Annotated in this window: 12 protein-coding genes and 1 tRNA gene; 8 read left to right on the top strand and 5 right to left on the bottom strand. The window is 55.6% G+C overall.

From position 1 onward, the window contains the following. Nucleotides 1-747, top strand: a 747-nt coding sequence (locus tag B3Z49_RS11360) for an electron transfer flavoprotein-ubiquinone oxidoreductase (protein WP_296990908.1), incomplete at its 5' end; no start/stop codon positions are given. A gap of 94 nt (nt 748-841) precedes the next feature. On the opposite strand, the gene B3Z49_RS11355 is transcribed toward B3Z49_RS11360, so the two are convergent. Both B3Z49_RS11355 and B3Z49_RS11350 read right to left on the bottom strand, forming a co-directional pair. After that, complete coding sequence (locus B3Z49_RS11355; protein ID WP_296990905.1) at nt 842-2,377, bottom strand: aldehyde dehydrogenase family protein; 1,536 nt, start codon at nt 2,375-2,377, stop codon at nt 842-844. Nucleotides 2,378-2,379: 2 nt separating this feature from the next. Continuing rightward, the gene (locus B3Z49_RS11350; RefSeq protein WP_296990904.1) at nt 2,380-3,294 is read right to left on the bottom strand and encodes an NAD(P)-dependent oxidoreductase; all 915 of its coding nucleotides are present in this window, start codon (nt 3,292-3,294) and stop codon (nt 2,380-2,382) included. Nucleotides 3,295-3,514: 220 nt separating this feature from the next. Here B3Z49_RS11350 and B3Z49_RS11345 point away from each other — a divergent pair, with 220 nt between their 5' ends. From B3Z49_RS11345 to B3Z49_RS11315, 7 genes are all read left to right on the top strand, one after another. Further along, a complete protein-coding gene (locus tag B3Z49_RS11345) occupies nt 3,515-4,444 on the top strand; it encodes a LysR family transcriptional regulator (protein WP_008889214.1) in 930 nt (309 codons plus the stop codon). Between the two features lie 230 nt (nt 4,445-4,674). Further along, nucleotides 4,675-5,505: a DUF3100 domain-containing protein gene (locus B3Z49_RS11340; protein WP_008889213.1), complete on the top strand. Its 831-nt coding sequence runs from the start codon at nt 4,675-4,677 to the stop codon at nt 5,503-5,505. Nucleotides 5,506-5,507: 2 nt separating this feature from the next. Beyond that, entirely contained in the window at nt 5,508-5,996 is a 489-nt protein-coding gene (locus tag B3Z49_RS11335) for a hypothetical protein (RefSeq protein WP_296990903.1), read from the top strand. A gap of 96 nt (nt 5,997-6,092) precedes the next feature. Further along, on the top strand, nt 6,093-7,280 hold the full coding sequence (locus tag B3Z49_RS11330; protein WP_296990902.1) for a M20 aminoacylase family protein: 1,188 nt from the start codon (nt 6,093-6,095) through the stop codon (nt 7,278-7,280). Between the two features lie 182 nt (nt 7,281-7,462). After that, nucleotides 7,463-9,178: a tetratricopeptide repeat protein gene (locus tag B3Z49_RS11325; protein WP_296990900.1), complete on the top strand. Its 1,716-nt coding sequence runs from the start codon at nt 7,463-7,465 to the stop codon at nt 9,176-9,178. 21 nt (nt 9,179-9,199) lie between these two features. Then, nucleotides 9,200-10,129: a 4-(cytidine 5'-diphospho)-2-C-methyl-D-erythritol kinase gene (locus B3Z49_RS11320; protein WP_296990899.1), complete on the top strand. Its 930-nt coding sequence runs from the start codon at nt 9,200-9,202 to the stop codon at nt 10,127-10,129. 78 nt (nt 10,130-10,207) lie between these two features. Further along, a tRNA-Gln gene (locus B3Z49_RS11315) sits at nt 10,208-10,282 on the top strand. 95 nt (nt 10,283-10,377) lie between these two features. Here B3Z49_RS11315 and B3Z49_RS11310 read toward each other — a convergent pair. The 3 genes from B3Z49_RS11310 to B3Z49_RS11300 form a co-directional block, all read right to left on the bottom strand. Further along, on the bottom strand, nt 10,378-11,349 hold the full coding sequence (locus tag B3Z49_RS11310) for a sensor domain-containing diguanylate cyclase (protein ID WP_296990897.1): 972 nt from the start codon (nt 11,347-11,349) through the stop codon (nt 10,378-10,380). A gap of 176 nt (nt 11,350-11,525) precedes the next feature. Beyond that, nucleotides 11,526-12,446 carry an ROK family protein gene (locus tag B3Z49_RS11305; RefSeq protein ID WP_296990895.1) on the bottom strand — a complete coding sequence of 307 codons (921 nt, stop codon included), beginning with the start codon at nt 12,444-12,446 and terminating at the stop codon, nt 11,526-11,528. 120 nt (nt 12,447-12,566) lie between these two features. Beyond that, nucleotides 12,567-13,220 (bottom strand): M16 family metallopeptidase (locus tag B3Z49_RS11300; protein ID WP_296990893.1); only part of this gene is annotated, 654 nt, incomplete at its 5' end.

Genomic DNA, 13,220 nt, shown 5'->3' with positions numbered 1-13,220 from the left:
GCACGTGCGCTGAACGAAGGCGGTTTCCAGTCGATCCCCGATCTTGTCTTCCCGGGTGGTTGCCTGATCGGATGTTCGGCGGGCTTTATGAACGTGCCAAAGATCAAGGGTTCGCACACCGCGATGAAGACCGGCATGCTGGCCGCCGAGGCCGCGTTTGAGGCCCTGACGGCCGATGAAGTTCCGGCAAAGATGGACAGCTACCCGCAGCGTCTGAAAGACAGCTGGGTCTATCCGGAGCTGCACAAGGTGCGCAACATCCGCCCGAGCTTCGCCAAATGGGGTTTCTGGGGCGGCATGGCTTATAGTGCGGTTGATACCTATCTGTTCGGCGGCAAGGCACCCTGGACCTTTAAAAACCATGCGGACCATGCCTGCCTGAAACCGGCAAGCGAAATGCCAAAGATCGACTATCCGAAACCGGATGGCAAAATCAGCTTCGACAAGCTGTCATCGGTCTTCCTGTCGAACACCAACCACAGCGAAGATCAGCCGATCCACCTGACGCTGAAAGATGCAAGTGTTCCGGTAAGCACCAACCTTGCCGTCTATGACGGGCCAGAGGCACGTTTCTGTCCGGCCGGTGTCTATGAGTTCGTCGAAGACGAAGACAATGGCGGCAAGCGTCTGCAGATCAATGCGCAGAACTGCGTGCATTGCAAAACCTGCGACATCAAGGACCCGACCCAGAACATCGTTTGGGTCGTGCCCGAAGGTGGCGGCGGACCTAACTACCCGAATATGTAAGCCTTTTCGGCTTTCCTCATACAATAAGGGCCGCTTTTTGCGGCCCTTATTATTTAGTCTGATGATTTGATCACTTGGTCATTTGATCATTTGATCATTCTGGCGCATAGCCAAAAGCAACCGGCGGGTTTGCCGCGGTTTCGGTCCAGACACTTTTGGGCTGCATATATTCCATCAAACCTTCCTTGCCGCTGGATCGGCCATAGCCACTCTGTCCAAACCCGCCAAATGGCGACATGACATTGATGGTCTTATAGCTGTTAATCCAGAACGTCCCGGCCCGCACATTGGCCGCCACCCGATGCGCGCGATCCACCGCACTGGTCCAAACGGCACCGGCCAGGCCAAATTTGCTGTCATTGGCGATCGCAATGGCTTCGGCCTCGTCATCAAACGGGATGACCGAAACAACCGGTCCAAAGATTTCGTCGCGCGCAATCGACATGTCGTTGCGAACATTGCCAAGAACCGTCGGACGCAAGAAATACCCATCGGCACAGGCCGTCCCATCCGGGCGGACACCACCTGCAAGAATTTCAGCCCCTTCGGCACGCCCCGCCGCGATCAGGCGATTTACCGTCTGATACTGGGCATCATTGTTGATCGGGCCAATCTGGGTTGCGGCATCAAGCGGATCGCCCACCGGAATATGATTGGCACCCGTAACCAGCATTTCCTGGAACTGATCCAACACGGAACGCTGGACCAACAGGCGCGAACCGGCGACACAACTTTGCCCGGCTCCGCTAAAGATCGCGGCCTGCGCGCCAGTCACGGCACGCTTAAGATCGGCATCTTCGAACACGATGTTTGCCGATTTCCCACCAAGCTCAAGAACACACGGCACGATATTCTGGGCAGCTTGGGCCGCGATAACAGAACCTGTTTTGGGCGATCCGACAAAGACGACCTTGCGGGTGGCATCGTGGGTTGTCGCCGCAACACCCGTGGTATGGCCCAATCCTGCCAGTACCGAAATCACCCCATCAGGCAAACCTGCCTTTTGCGACAGAACACCAAGCGCAACAGAGGTCAGTGGCGTCATTTCCGACGGTTTAAGAACTGCCGCATTGCCCGCACACAAGGCCGGGGCCAACTGCCAACCGGCCGTGAAGATCGGCGCGTTCCAGGGCGTTATTTGCGTAACAACGCCATATGGCTCGGGACGGGTATAGTTCAGATGGCTGGTCGGCACCGGAATGACATCGCCATGAAGCTTGTCTGCCCAACCGGCATAATATTCAAACATCTCGGCGACTTTAAGCACCTCGACCCGCGTATCGCGGATCGGCTTACCGGCAGAAACGCATTCCAGAAGTGCCAGCTGTTCAAGATGATCGCGAACCTGGGCACCGATTTTCCAGAGAATACGGCCACGTTCCGCCGCCGTCATCGCCCACCAGACACGCTGCCCGGCAACCGCCACCTTCATAGCCGCATCCACGACATCGCCACCAGCATCCTTGAAGGTCAAAAACGCCTTGCCGGTTGCAGGATCGATCAATTCGATATCATCGCCTTTGCCCGGCATGATCGCACCATTGACCCAACTGCCAACAACACCATCGGCAAAGAACGGTGCCATGGCCTTGGCATAGTCACGCGTCATCAGTTTATCTGCGCTGCTCATTTTCATTCTCCTGCCTGGGCGGTGTTGGTGCTCGCGGTAAATTCGGTGATGCGATTGAAATCCATGTCATCGGAAAGCGCCGCTGCACTGTCCTGCCAAATCTGTCCCGCCAGTTGACTGACCGGGAGTACCACGTCCTTTTGCGATGCCAAGGCCATGGCAAGGCGCATGTCCTTGCGCATCAGCCCCATGGTAAAGCCACTGTCAAACTGCCCGGTAAGAACCCATTTCGGATAATTGACTTCGCTAACAGCGCTGCGCCCCGAACCGGCATTAAGTGCAGAGATCAGGTAATTGGTATCCACCCCGGCCGCCTTGCCCAGTGCGACTGCTTCGCGCATGGTCAAAAGATGGGTCGCAACCAGCATGTTGTTGATAATCTTGACGGCGTGACCAGCCCCCACCGGGCCAACATGGGTAATCTTGCCACCCAGAACTGAAAGTATCGGCATCGCCTTGGCAAAACCGGCATCATCGCCGCCAACCATCATGGTCAGTTGCCCACTATTGGCACCAGCGGGGCCACCACTGACCGGCGCATCAATCAGGACATGACCGATCACACGCAAAGCCGCGTCAAGTTCTCGGGTTACATCGGGTTCAGACGTTGTCGTATCAATGATCAGGCGCGGCGCAAGATCACAAGATGCAAGGCCATTATCCCCGGTCAGAACGGTTTGCACGTGGCGTGCTGTCGGCAAGGAAAGAATGATGGTCTCACAGGTGCTAAAAAGTTCCTGTTGGGTGGCAACGATGGTCACACCATCGCGCGCAGCATCCGCCCGGCGTTCGACGGAAAGGTCAAACCCGGTTACAGCGTGGCCCTCGCGCAAAAGTGTGCGCGCCATACCAAGTCCCATATTTCCAAGCCCAATGACCCCGACGGTTCCGCTGCCATTGATGTGTGTTTGTGTCACGATTGCTGCCTCTTTGCTGCTTTGGGGTCGTTACGCGCTGTATCAAAGGTGACAATCTTCGCCTTTGACCGCTCTTTTCCGCCCTTTTCTGTTTTGATTTCCTGATCAACTTCCGGCGGAAGCACCGCTGTTTCAAGATCAATTGCCGGAACATGTTGTTGCCGAAACAGCAACAGATATGCTCTGATTACGACATCGCCCCACAATTCGAAGCCCCGATATGAAGATTGATGACAAACCTCTCCGTTATTTTTTGGCTGTTTTCGAAGCCGGCTCGATCCGGACTGCCGCCGAGAACTTGCGCATTGCCCCCTCGGCGATCAGTCGACAGATCTCAAGCCTTGAGGCCCATCTGAATACGCTTTTGATGGAACGCACCAAACGCGGGATCATCTTTACCGAAACGGGGCATATGGTTGCGGCACATGCACGCAAGCGCATTGAAATCGACGAAGCATTTGCGGTTGATCTTGCCGCGGCCCGTGGCGCCATTGCCGGGACGGTGCGCATCGCAACCGGGGAAGGCTTTGTTGTCGATCTTGTTAATCACGTGATCCGCCCGCTGCGCGACGAGTTCCCCGACATTCGGCTTGAAGTCGATGTTGCCGGAACCGAGAAGATCACCCATGGCATTCTGCGCGATGACTATGATCTGGGGCTGGTTTTCAACCCGCCGCGCACGCCAGAGCTTGAATTACTTGCAGAAAACCACAGCCCGCTTTGCGTGCTGGTCCCGCCGGAATTTGCCCTTGCCTCCAAGCAAAGCTGCAAACTGAATGAAACGCTGAATTATCCGGCCGCCTTGCTGGATCAGAATTTCGGGGTGTCCAAACTTTTGGCAAATGCCGATCCGGGAAATCGCGTGGCGCGGGATGCTTTTCTGACCGCCGATTCGATCAATGTTGCCATTCACTTTGTCCTGTCGGGGGGCGGTATCACCTATCTGCCCGCGTTTGCGGTATCACGACAACTACGCAGAGGAGAAGTCGTTGCCATACCGATGACAGATCCCTTCCTGGCGCGTGTTCCTTCACACTTGCTGGTGCGCAAGGAGCGCCCCAAAACCGCCGCAGTGCGGGCTGTTACAGGCATGATCCGGGATCGGATGGAGGCATTTGGCTCCGCTTGGTATCCCGAAGAACATGAATAACCTTGCGTGACCTGTTGCCATTTCGGCAACAGAAGCATCCCAAAATGGCACTTGCCCATGAATCGGCATGTTCCCATTCTCGGTCGGAAATTCCGGATCTAAAAATGGCAAAACGATGAATTTTGCATCGCCGGATTTTACAGGGATGACAAGGCGCGTTTGGTTTCCCGCATCAATGGGAAAGGTGTCCTTGCGTCGTAAACGCCACTGTCTGTCAAGGAGACTGGGAAATGAATGCGCTTCGGGGACAAATGGGGCTATGGAAGCTCCATTTAGCCGTTATCATCATTGGGGCAATCGCCGAGCTGATCGGCATCCGCAAAATTCCGTTGGGAATTGGGGCAATTCTTCTGTTGCCGCTGCTTTATGCCTTTATCATGGCAGCCCTTATGAATCCGAATGTCATGCCGAAATTTGGCAAGTTCATCGGTGAAAAAGAAGTCAAGGCGGCCTCACCGCTAATCGTCATTGCGATCATGCCGTTCATCGCCAAATTCGGAACCACCATCGGCCCGGCAATCGAAACCATCATCGAAGCGGGTCCTGCGCTGTTGCTGCAGGAACTTGGGAACCTTGGCACGATTGTTCTGGCATTCCCGCTTGCGGTTTGGGGCCTGAAAATGGGCCGTGAGGCCATTGGTGCGACCTTCTCGATCGCACGTGAACCGAACCTTGCCATCATCGCCGACCGTTACACCCTCAAAAGCCCGGAAGGTGCGGGTGTCATGGGCGTTTATGTGATCGGTACGCTTTTCGGCACCTTTATTTTTGCCATTCTGGCGTCACTGTTTGCCAGCATTGATGTTTTTGATCCGCGCGCGCTTGCAATGGCATGCGGGATCGGCAGCGGTTCGATGATGGCGGCCTGCACTGGTGCGCTGACGGAAGTTGTCCCGTCGATGAAGGACGAAATCCTTGCACTTGCCGGGGCGAGCAACCTTTTGACCTATGCAACAGGTCTTTATGCCGGACTGTTTATTGCTCTTCCGATCGTTGAAAAACTCTATAACGCGACGGCTGGTAAGCGTGACCTTGCCGCTGCTGACAACAAGGGGGCTTGATCATGTCTGATAGCGTTGTTGCAAAAGAAACCACCCGCCCGAAAATTGATCTTGTCGATCATGCCGTCGTCCTGATCATTGTCTGCCTTGTCGGACTGGTGATGAACACAGTCGGACCGGCGATACCGTTGATGGACGGATTTATGGGCATGATCGTGATCTATTTGATCTCGATGGTTGGCCTTATCCTGACCCGCTTTGCGCCGTTCTATCTGCCAAGCGTTGCATGGATTTCGTTGGTCGGCATTGTCGCGACCCTTCCCTGGACCCCGGGTTCGGAATGGATCGTCGCACAGGCCAAGTCGGTTAACTTCCTGGCCCTTGCAACCCCGGCTCTCGCCTATGCCGGCTTTGCGATTGCCAAAAAGGAAATCGAAGTTGCCAAACATTCCGGCTGGAAACTGGCAGTGGTTGCCTGCCTTGTCTTCCTTGGCACCTATGCCGGTTCGGTTCTTGTTGCCGAAGCGATCCTGAAGCTTCAGGGTATCTGATCACATCCTGTAACCGGGACCATCTGAACTATGGTGGTCCCGGTGTTAAGTTACCGGGTTCACGCCCGCACATATCATCCAAAATCGAGTATGCAGATGACTGTCCCTTCTTGCTCCCTTCATCCTCGCGCCACCGAACTTGTCGATGAATTCATCAGCTGGCGTCACCATCTGCATGCTCACCCTGAAACCGCGTTTGAAGAAAACCTGACCAGTGCCTTTGTCGCAGAAAAGCTGAAATCCTTTGGCTTGGAAGTCAAAACCGGCATCGCCAAGACAGGTGTTGTCGCAACCCTGCATGGCAACAAAGGGCCGGGAAAGCGGATCGGGCTTCGCGCCGACATGGATGCACTTGATATCCATGAAACAACCAATTTGCCTTATGCGTCAAAACATCCGGGAAAAATGCATGCCTGTGGTCATGATGGCCATATGACCATGCTGCTTGGCGCCGCCAAAATCCTTGCTGAAAACCCGGATTTTGCCGGAACCGTCGATTTTATTTTTCAGCCTGCCGAAGAAAACGAAGGCGGCGGGCGGGAAATGGTCAAAGAGGGCCTGTTTGACAGCCATCCGGTCGATACGGTTTATGGCATGCACAACTGGCCGGGCCGCGATATCGGCACCATGGCCGTCAAGGCCGGCCCGATGATGGCAAGCTACGACGTGTTTGAAATCGTGATTGAGGGCAAAGGTTGCCACGCGGCCATGCCCCATCTCGGACATGATCCGATTACAACAGCAGGTCAGGTTCTACTGGCACTGCAAACCATCGTCGCACGCGAAATCAATCCTTTGAAAAGCGCTGTCATTTCGCCCACACAGATTTTCGGCGGTGACACCTGGAACGTAATCCCCAATACCGCGACCATTCGCGGCACTGTGCGCACGTTTGATCCTGATATTCAGGATGTTATCGAAGCGCGTCTGGTCGAAACAGCCAAACACACCGCACAGGCCTTGGGCTGCGATGCCCGCGTGAATTATCAACGCCGCTATCCGGCAACAATCAACAGCCCGGCAGAATCCGAAATTGCCCTTTCGGTGGCATCGAAGATTGTCGGCGCAGATCAGGTGGACACCAATCCGGAACCGTCCATGGCCAGCGAAGATTTCGCCTTCATGCTGAATGTCAAACCGGGTTGCTATATCTGGCTCGGTAATGGCCCGACGGATGGCGACCGGCTGCTTCATAACGCCGCATATGACTTCAATGATGACGCCATCACGTATGGTGTCAGCTATTGGATTGCACTGGTCAAAGAAGCCCTGTCGCGGGACTGAAGACATATTATCCTGTGCTGCGTATTCCCGTGTCAGTGATCCCGTTCAAAGATAGCGGTTTGTCGTTGTTGCAAATGCTTTGCCTTATAATTGCCGACTGAGTAGGCTAATCCCGAAATTCACTATGGCGATGCGCCAGATCTGGCGTCGCCGAACCCGAATTGCGGACGCAGGAAAAGCCTTTGAAACGTAAATTGTTACATCTCCTCATCCCGATGACGGCTGTTGCGCTTTCGGCCTGTGGCACCATGCCACAGAACAGCGACGATGCCGTTTTCGAGTATCCGCAATCCAACGGGTTTTCGGGTAACTTCCTGGCTGGCAAGGCTGCCCAGATGGAAAGCCGGTCCGACTACGCTGCGCAATATCTTTTGCGCGCCCATCAACTCGACCCCGATAACGCAGAGCTGCGCCGCCGGGCTTTCCTGGCATTGATCAGCGACGGGCGCATCAGCGATGCCGTCGATATTGCCACCAGTTTGCAATCCGAAAACGATCAGGACCTGTTTGCGGCCCTGACAGTAATGGATGCCGCCATTCGCGAAGATCGTTATCAGGATGCGCTTGATATCGTCTCAAGCCTGCCCGAACGTGGCATCAATGCCCTGATTGCGCCGCTGGCAAAGGCCTGGCTTTACACCGGCCTTGATCAAAAAGACGCGGCAATGACGGCCCTTGATGGCATGCAGGGCAATGGCGCGCTTAACCCGCTGTCGGAGTATCATCGCGGTCTGATCCTGGCGCATTTTGGTGATTTTGATGCCGCTGAACGCGCCCTTGCCAGCGCCTATGGCGATCCGGCCGACGCGCCGCTTCGCGCCGCCGAGGCCCTTGGTGCCGTCTATGAGCGTAAAGGCCAGGTGCAAAAGGCGTCCCTTCTGTATGAAAGCTATATGGATCGGCATCCGCAATCACTTGCCATGCCGTTCCATCTCGCGCGTCTTGATCGCAAAGAACCACCCATCGCCACCATGCTGACCCCGGCAGAGGGTCTGGCAGAGGCCTATCTTGATATTGCCACCCTGCTTAGTCAGGAAAACGCGGTTGATCCATCCCTGCTGATGGCGCGCTATTCGCTGTCGCTACGTCCCGATGATGACATTACCCGTCTTCTGGTCGGCGAAGTGATGGAAATTCAGAACCGTTTTGAAACGGCAATTGAGGTTTACAAAGGGATCCCGCGCTCATCCCCGCACAGCTGGAACGCGCGGCTTCGAACTGCCTCAAGCCTTGAGCAGATCGGTCGCGCGGATGAGGCGATTGATATCCTCAAAGACATGGTCAGCGAACGCCGTGATCGCCCGGATGCGCTGATCCAGCTTGGCGATATCCTGCGCATTCAGCAGCAATATGGCCCGGCCGCAGACGCCTATGACAAGGCGATTGAACGGCTTGGCGGCCAGACACAGGTTGGCTGGCGTTTGCTGTATCGTCGCGGCATTGCCCATGAACGTGCCGGGGACTGGGCCAAGGCCGAGGCAGATTTCCTTCAGGCCCTCGAAGTCGAACCGGAACAACCCTATGTGCTGAACTATCTTGGTTATAGCTGGGTTGATATGGGCATGAATTTCGAACAGGCCGAAGACATGCTTAAACGCGCCGTCGAATTGCAGCCTGATGATGGCTATATCGTCGACAGTCTGGGGTGGGTTTACTACAAGCTTGGCCGGTTCGAAGATGCGGTCGAACAGCTTGAAAAGGCGGTCGAACTGAAACCCGATGACCCGACCATCAATGATCATCTGGGGGATGCCTATTGGCAGATCGGGCGCTATCACGAGGCCCGCTTCCAGTGGCACCGTGCCCTGTCCTTCAATCCGACCGAAGAACTGCGCAGTACCGTCGAAGCCAAGATCAATGGTCAGGTACCAAGCGTGGCCCCGACCGTCGTAAACTGACGCATTTGGGAAGAAACGTTCATGTCTGCGACCTATCGCCAGCAGGCACCTGCCAAGGTTAACCTGTTTCTACACGTCACCGGCAAACGCGATGACGGCTATCACCTGCTTGAAAGCCTCGTCTGCTTTACCGCATCCGGCGACGTGGTAAGTGGCGAGGTGCGCGACGATGGCACCATCACCCTTTCGATCACAGGCCCCATGGCTGCCAACCTCGCCCTTGAAGACACCAGTGACAACCTTGTGATGCGTGCCGCCCGGATGCTCCAGGCTGAAAGTGGCACGACACAGGGAGCAGACCTGATCCTTGATAAGCGATTGCCGATTGCATCGGGGATTGGTGGCGGGTCGGCGGATGCCGCGGCGGCGATCCGGCTGCTGTGCGAGATGTGGAAACTTGACCTCGACGAAGACACCTTGTCACGCATCGCGCTAACACTCGGGGCAGATGTCCCGGTTTGCCTGCATGGTAGAACCTGTCTGATGTCGGGGATCGGCGAAGAAATCACCGCACTGCCGGACCTGCCGTCCGTCCCGATGGTCCTGATCAATCCCGGCAAGGCAGTTTCAACACCTGAAATCTTCAAGGCCCGCGCAGATGAGGGGTTTAGCCCGACCGGCGCATGGGATACCCAGCAGACCTTTCAAAGTGGTGCTGCCCTTGCCGATGCATTGTCGGAATGCGGCAATGACCTGACCCTGCCGGCCACCGGTATCCTTCCGGAAATTTGTGATGTGCTAAATGCGCTCGCCCGTGAAGAGGGATGCTTGCTGGCCAGAATGTCGGGCAGCGGGGCGACGTGTTTTGGAATTTACGACACAAACGATCAGGCTGAACGTGCGGCAAATGCCATTGCAGCACAGAACCCGGACTGGTGGATTTCGCCCACCCATATCCTGACGGAAAAGAGCCGCGAGCAGGCAGATATGGGCGCGGCCTTCCCCGACTGAGCGCAAGATAAAAAAACCTTCAAATAGAGGGTTGCACTCTTGTCATGAGGGCGCTATTTTCCGCGCCACGCACGCTGATGGGGCGTGGCCAAGTGGTAAGGCATCGGTTTTTGGTATCGTGTACCGTAGGTTCGAATCCTACCGCCCCAGCCAAGACAAACCGCTTTGAGGTTTTCCTCAAAGCGGTTTTCTTTTGCGTGCTTGATGCAACATGGCCGCACACGAATGCGCGGCCACACATTATCCGTTCAGGACTGCTTTGACTGGTGCATTGCGATGCTGGCGCGTGCCACCAGTTTATCAAGCGTATCGCCCGCCTCCGCAATGCCAAGGCCGATGCTGAGTGTAAGCTTCGGGTGTGCGCTTCCGGCCTCGAAATCCTCGGCACCGACGCGCTCGGTCAAGCGTTGTAGGTAGTTCAATGCACCTGCGGCCCCGGTTTCAGGCATCAGGATGATGAATTCCTTGTCGCTCCAGCGCGCGATGACGTCGGTTTCGCGCTTCATGCCCGATGCCACCTTGGCAAACAGTTTCAACGCCGCATCACCGGCATCATAGCCAAAGTTCTCATTCAGGTTCTTGAGATTGTCGAAATAGACCATCCCGATCACAACCGCATTGCCATATCGGTTTGAACGTTCAAGCTCGGTTCGCAAGATACCTTCCATGTAATGGCGATTGTAAAGCCCCGTCAGCGGATCGGTATTGGCCGAAAGCTCGATATCCTTGCGCGCCTGATCAAGTGCCTTGCGATCATGGATATGGGCAACCGCCTGCCCGATTGAGTCGGCAAAAAGCTGCACCAGATCGATATCGTGCTTGGTAAAGGCCTTCACCGGTACCGGGCTGCCAAATGCAAGGGTCCCGATGCATTCACCTTCGACAACAATCGGTGCGCCAAGATAGGCGGCAAACCCGAATTTTTCGCCCGCCGGATGCGACCCCAGTTCGCTTTCACTGACATCATGAAAGGCAAAGACTTTGCTGGCCGAAATAACCTGACTGCAGAATGTCTCATCAAGATCGAACTCCATGCCCGGGGTCAGGACATTTTCAGGATGAAACACCTGTCGAATTTCATAGGTCTGTTCGCCAATCGCACTAAAGATGCCGACTGGCAGACCGAACTGCTCAATACCGAGCTTCAGGATCGCCTCAACACGCTGTTCGAACATTTTGGCCATTTCGCCCTGATGATCGGTCTCAAACTCGGTGGTCATGTGATTTCCCATTTTTTGACTGGCACGGCTTTGCGCAAAAACGCCAGTCATAAAGCCTTGTTATAGTGCGACAATTAAGTCCGATAATCGCATGCGGCAAATTCTAAACCGTAAGCATACCAAGGCATAGGCCATTCTTCTGATTGGATAATATTTTTCTGATATGACCGGGTCGGTTATCCGGATTTCGGCCGTGCTGTCATCTGGTGCAACAGGGCTGCCCCCCGCAAACCGCCATCCCGGGCATAGGCGCCGGGCACCACCAGCGGCACGTCATAGCGCCCCAGGGCATGCTTTCGCACCCGTGTGTCGATCTCTGCGATCAAGGCTGTCTCGGATGCCAATCCGCCGCCCACCGGGACACAGTCCGGATCGAGAACATTAACCATCAGTGCCAATTCACGGGCAACCAGATCACAATAGATGTCGATAACCCGTGCTGCCTTGTCATCCCCGGCCAGCCATGCAGTTGTGATGTCGTGGCTTGCAGGTGCCTGATCATGGAGTTGCGCGTAAATCCGTTCAAGCCCGCGCGCCCCGCCCCAACTATCAAGGCATCCTGTGCGCCCACAGCCACAAGCAACCGCCGACAGGCCATGTTTGATGAGGCTGCCGGTGACATCATTGCCATGCCCCCATTCGCCGCGGATACCACTGTTGCCGCCAACGAATTGGCCATCCAACACAATGCCGCCCCCCACCCCGGTGCCAAGGATAATGGCAAAGACGGTTCGGGCGTTTTGGGCGGCACCTGTTGTTGCCTCGGCCAAGGCAAAACAATCGGCGTCATTTTCGACCAGAACAGGACGGTCCAGAATGGCTGAAAGCTCGGCCGCCAGCGGCCAATCCTTGATCGCCGGAATATTGGCAGAAATAACCGACCCGGTCTGCGGATCCATCCCACCGGCAAGACTGATGCCGACCGGGCATTTGCCATATTGCTCATCGGCCTCATGCACAAAGCCCGCCAGGATTTTGACAAAGGCGTCTCGGTCATCACGTGGTGTTGATGCCTTGCGATGAAGCACCGTCGCCCCACCCGCATCGAAAACACCGAACTCGATATTCGAGCCCCCTATGTCAAAGGCATATTGCATGCTGCACTTTCCACGAACTGTCCTGCTATCGGGATACACCAGCCTAGAGTACGTCGCAAAAAGAAACGGCACCAGCCGGGTCAGGCAGGTGCCGTTAATGTGTTCAAAGCTCGCGTGAGCCTAGCTGCGCAGGCGTGCCGCCAGATCGTCGTAGGACGGCATTTGATCGACAGGACCAAGGGCCGTCACGGTCGGCGTGCCATCCAGCAATGCCTTGCCCGAACGACGCACGCTTTCAAGGTCAACACCGTCGATCTTTTCAACGATTTCTTCCATACTTTGCGGGCGGCCGAAAATCTGGATCTGACGGGCAAGTGTTTCGCAGCGACCGGAATTGCTTTCCATCGCCATCACCACAGATGCCTTAAGCTGCGCACGTGCACGTGCGACTTCTTCTTCGGTCAGATCCTCGGTCGCGCGGACCAGTTCATCACACATGACCGGCATCAGTTCGCCAACGTCATTGGCACCGGTCCCGGCATAGATCGAGAACAAGCCACCATCGACATAATGCGACGAGAAGCTATAGACAGAATAGACCAGCCCGCGCTTTTCGCGGATTTCCTGGAACAGGCGCGATGACATGCCACCACCCAGAAGGGTGTTGAACACCTGCAGGTCATAGAAGCTGTCATCGGTGTAGGACACGGTCGGCAGACCAAAGATCACATGCACCTGTTCAAGCTTGCGATTTTCGATCCGGCTGCCGCCTTCGTATTTAAGCGGCTCCATCTCGTGATCTTCATGGGCCGGAAGGCTGTCGAATTTCTTGGC

Origin of the sequence: Thalassospira sp. UBA1131 (assembly GCF_002311515.1) — a bacterium.
Classification (GTDB): Bacteria; Pseudomonadota; Alphaproteobacteria; order Rhodospirillales; family Thalassospiraceae; genus Thalassospira.
This window is presented reverse-complemented; position numbering and strand designations above follow the sequence as displayed.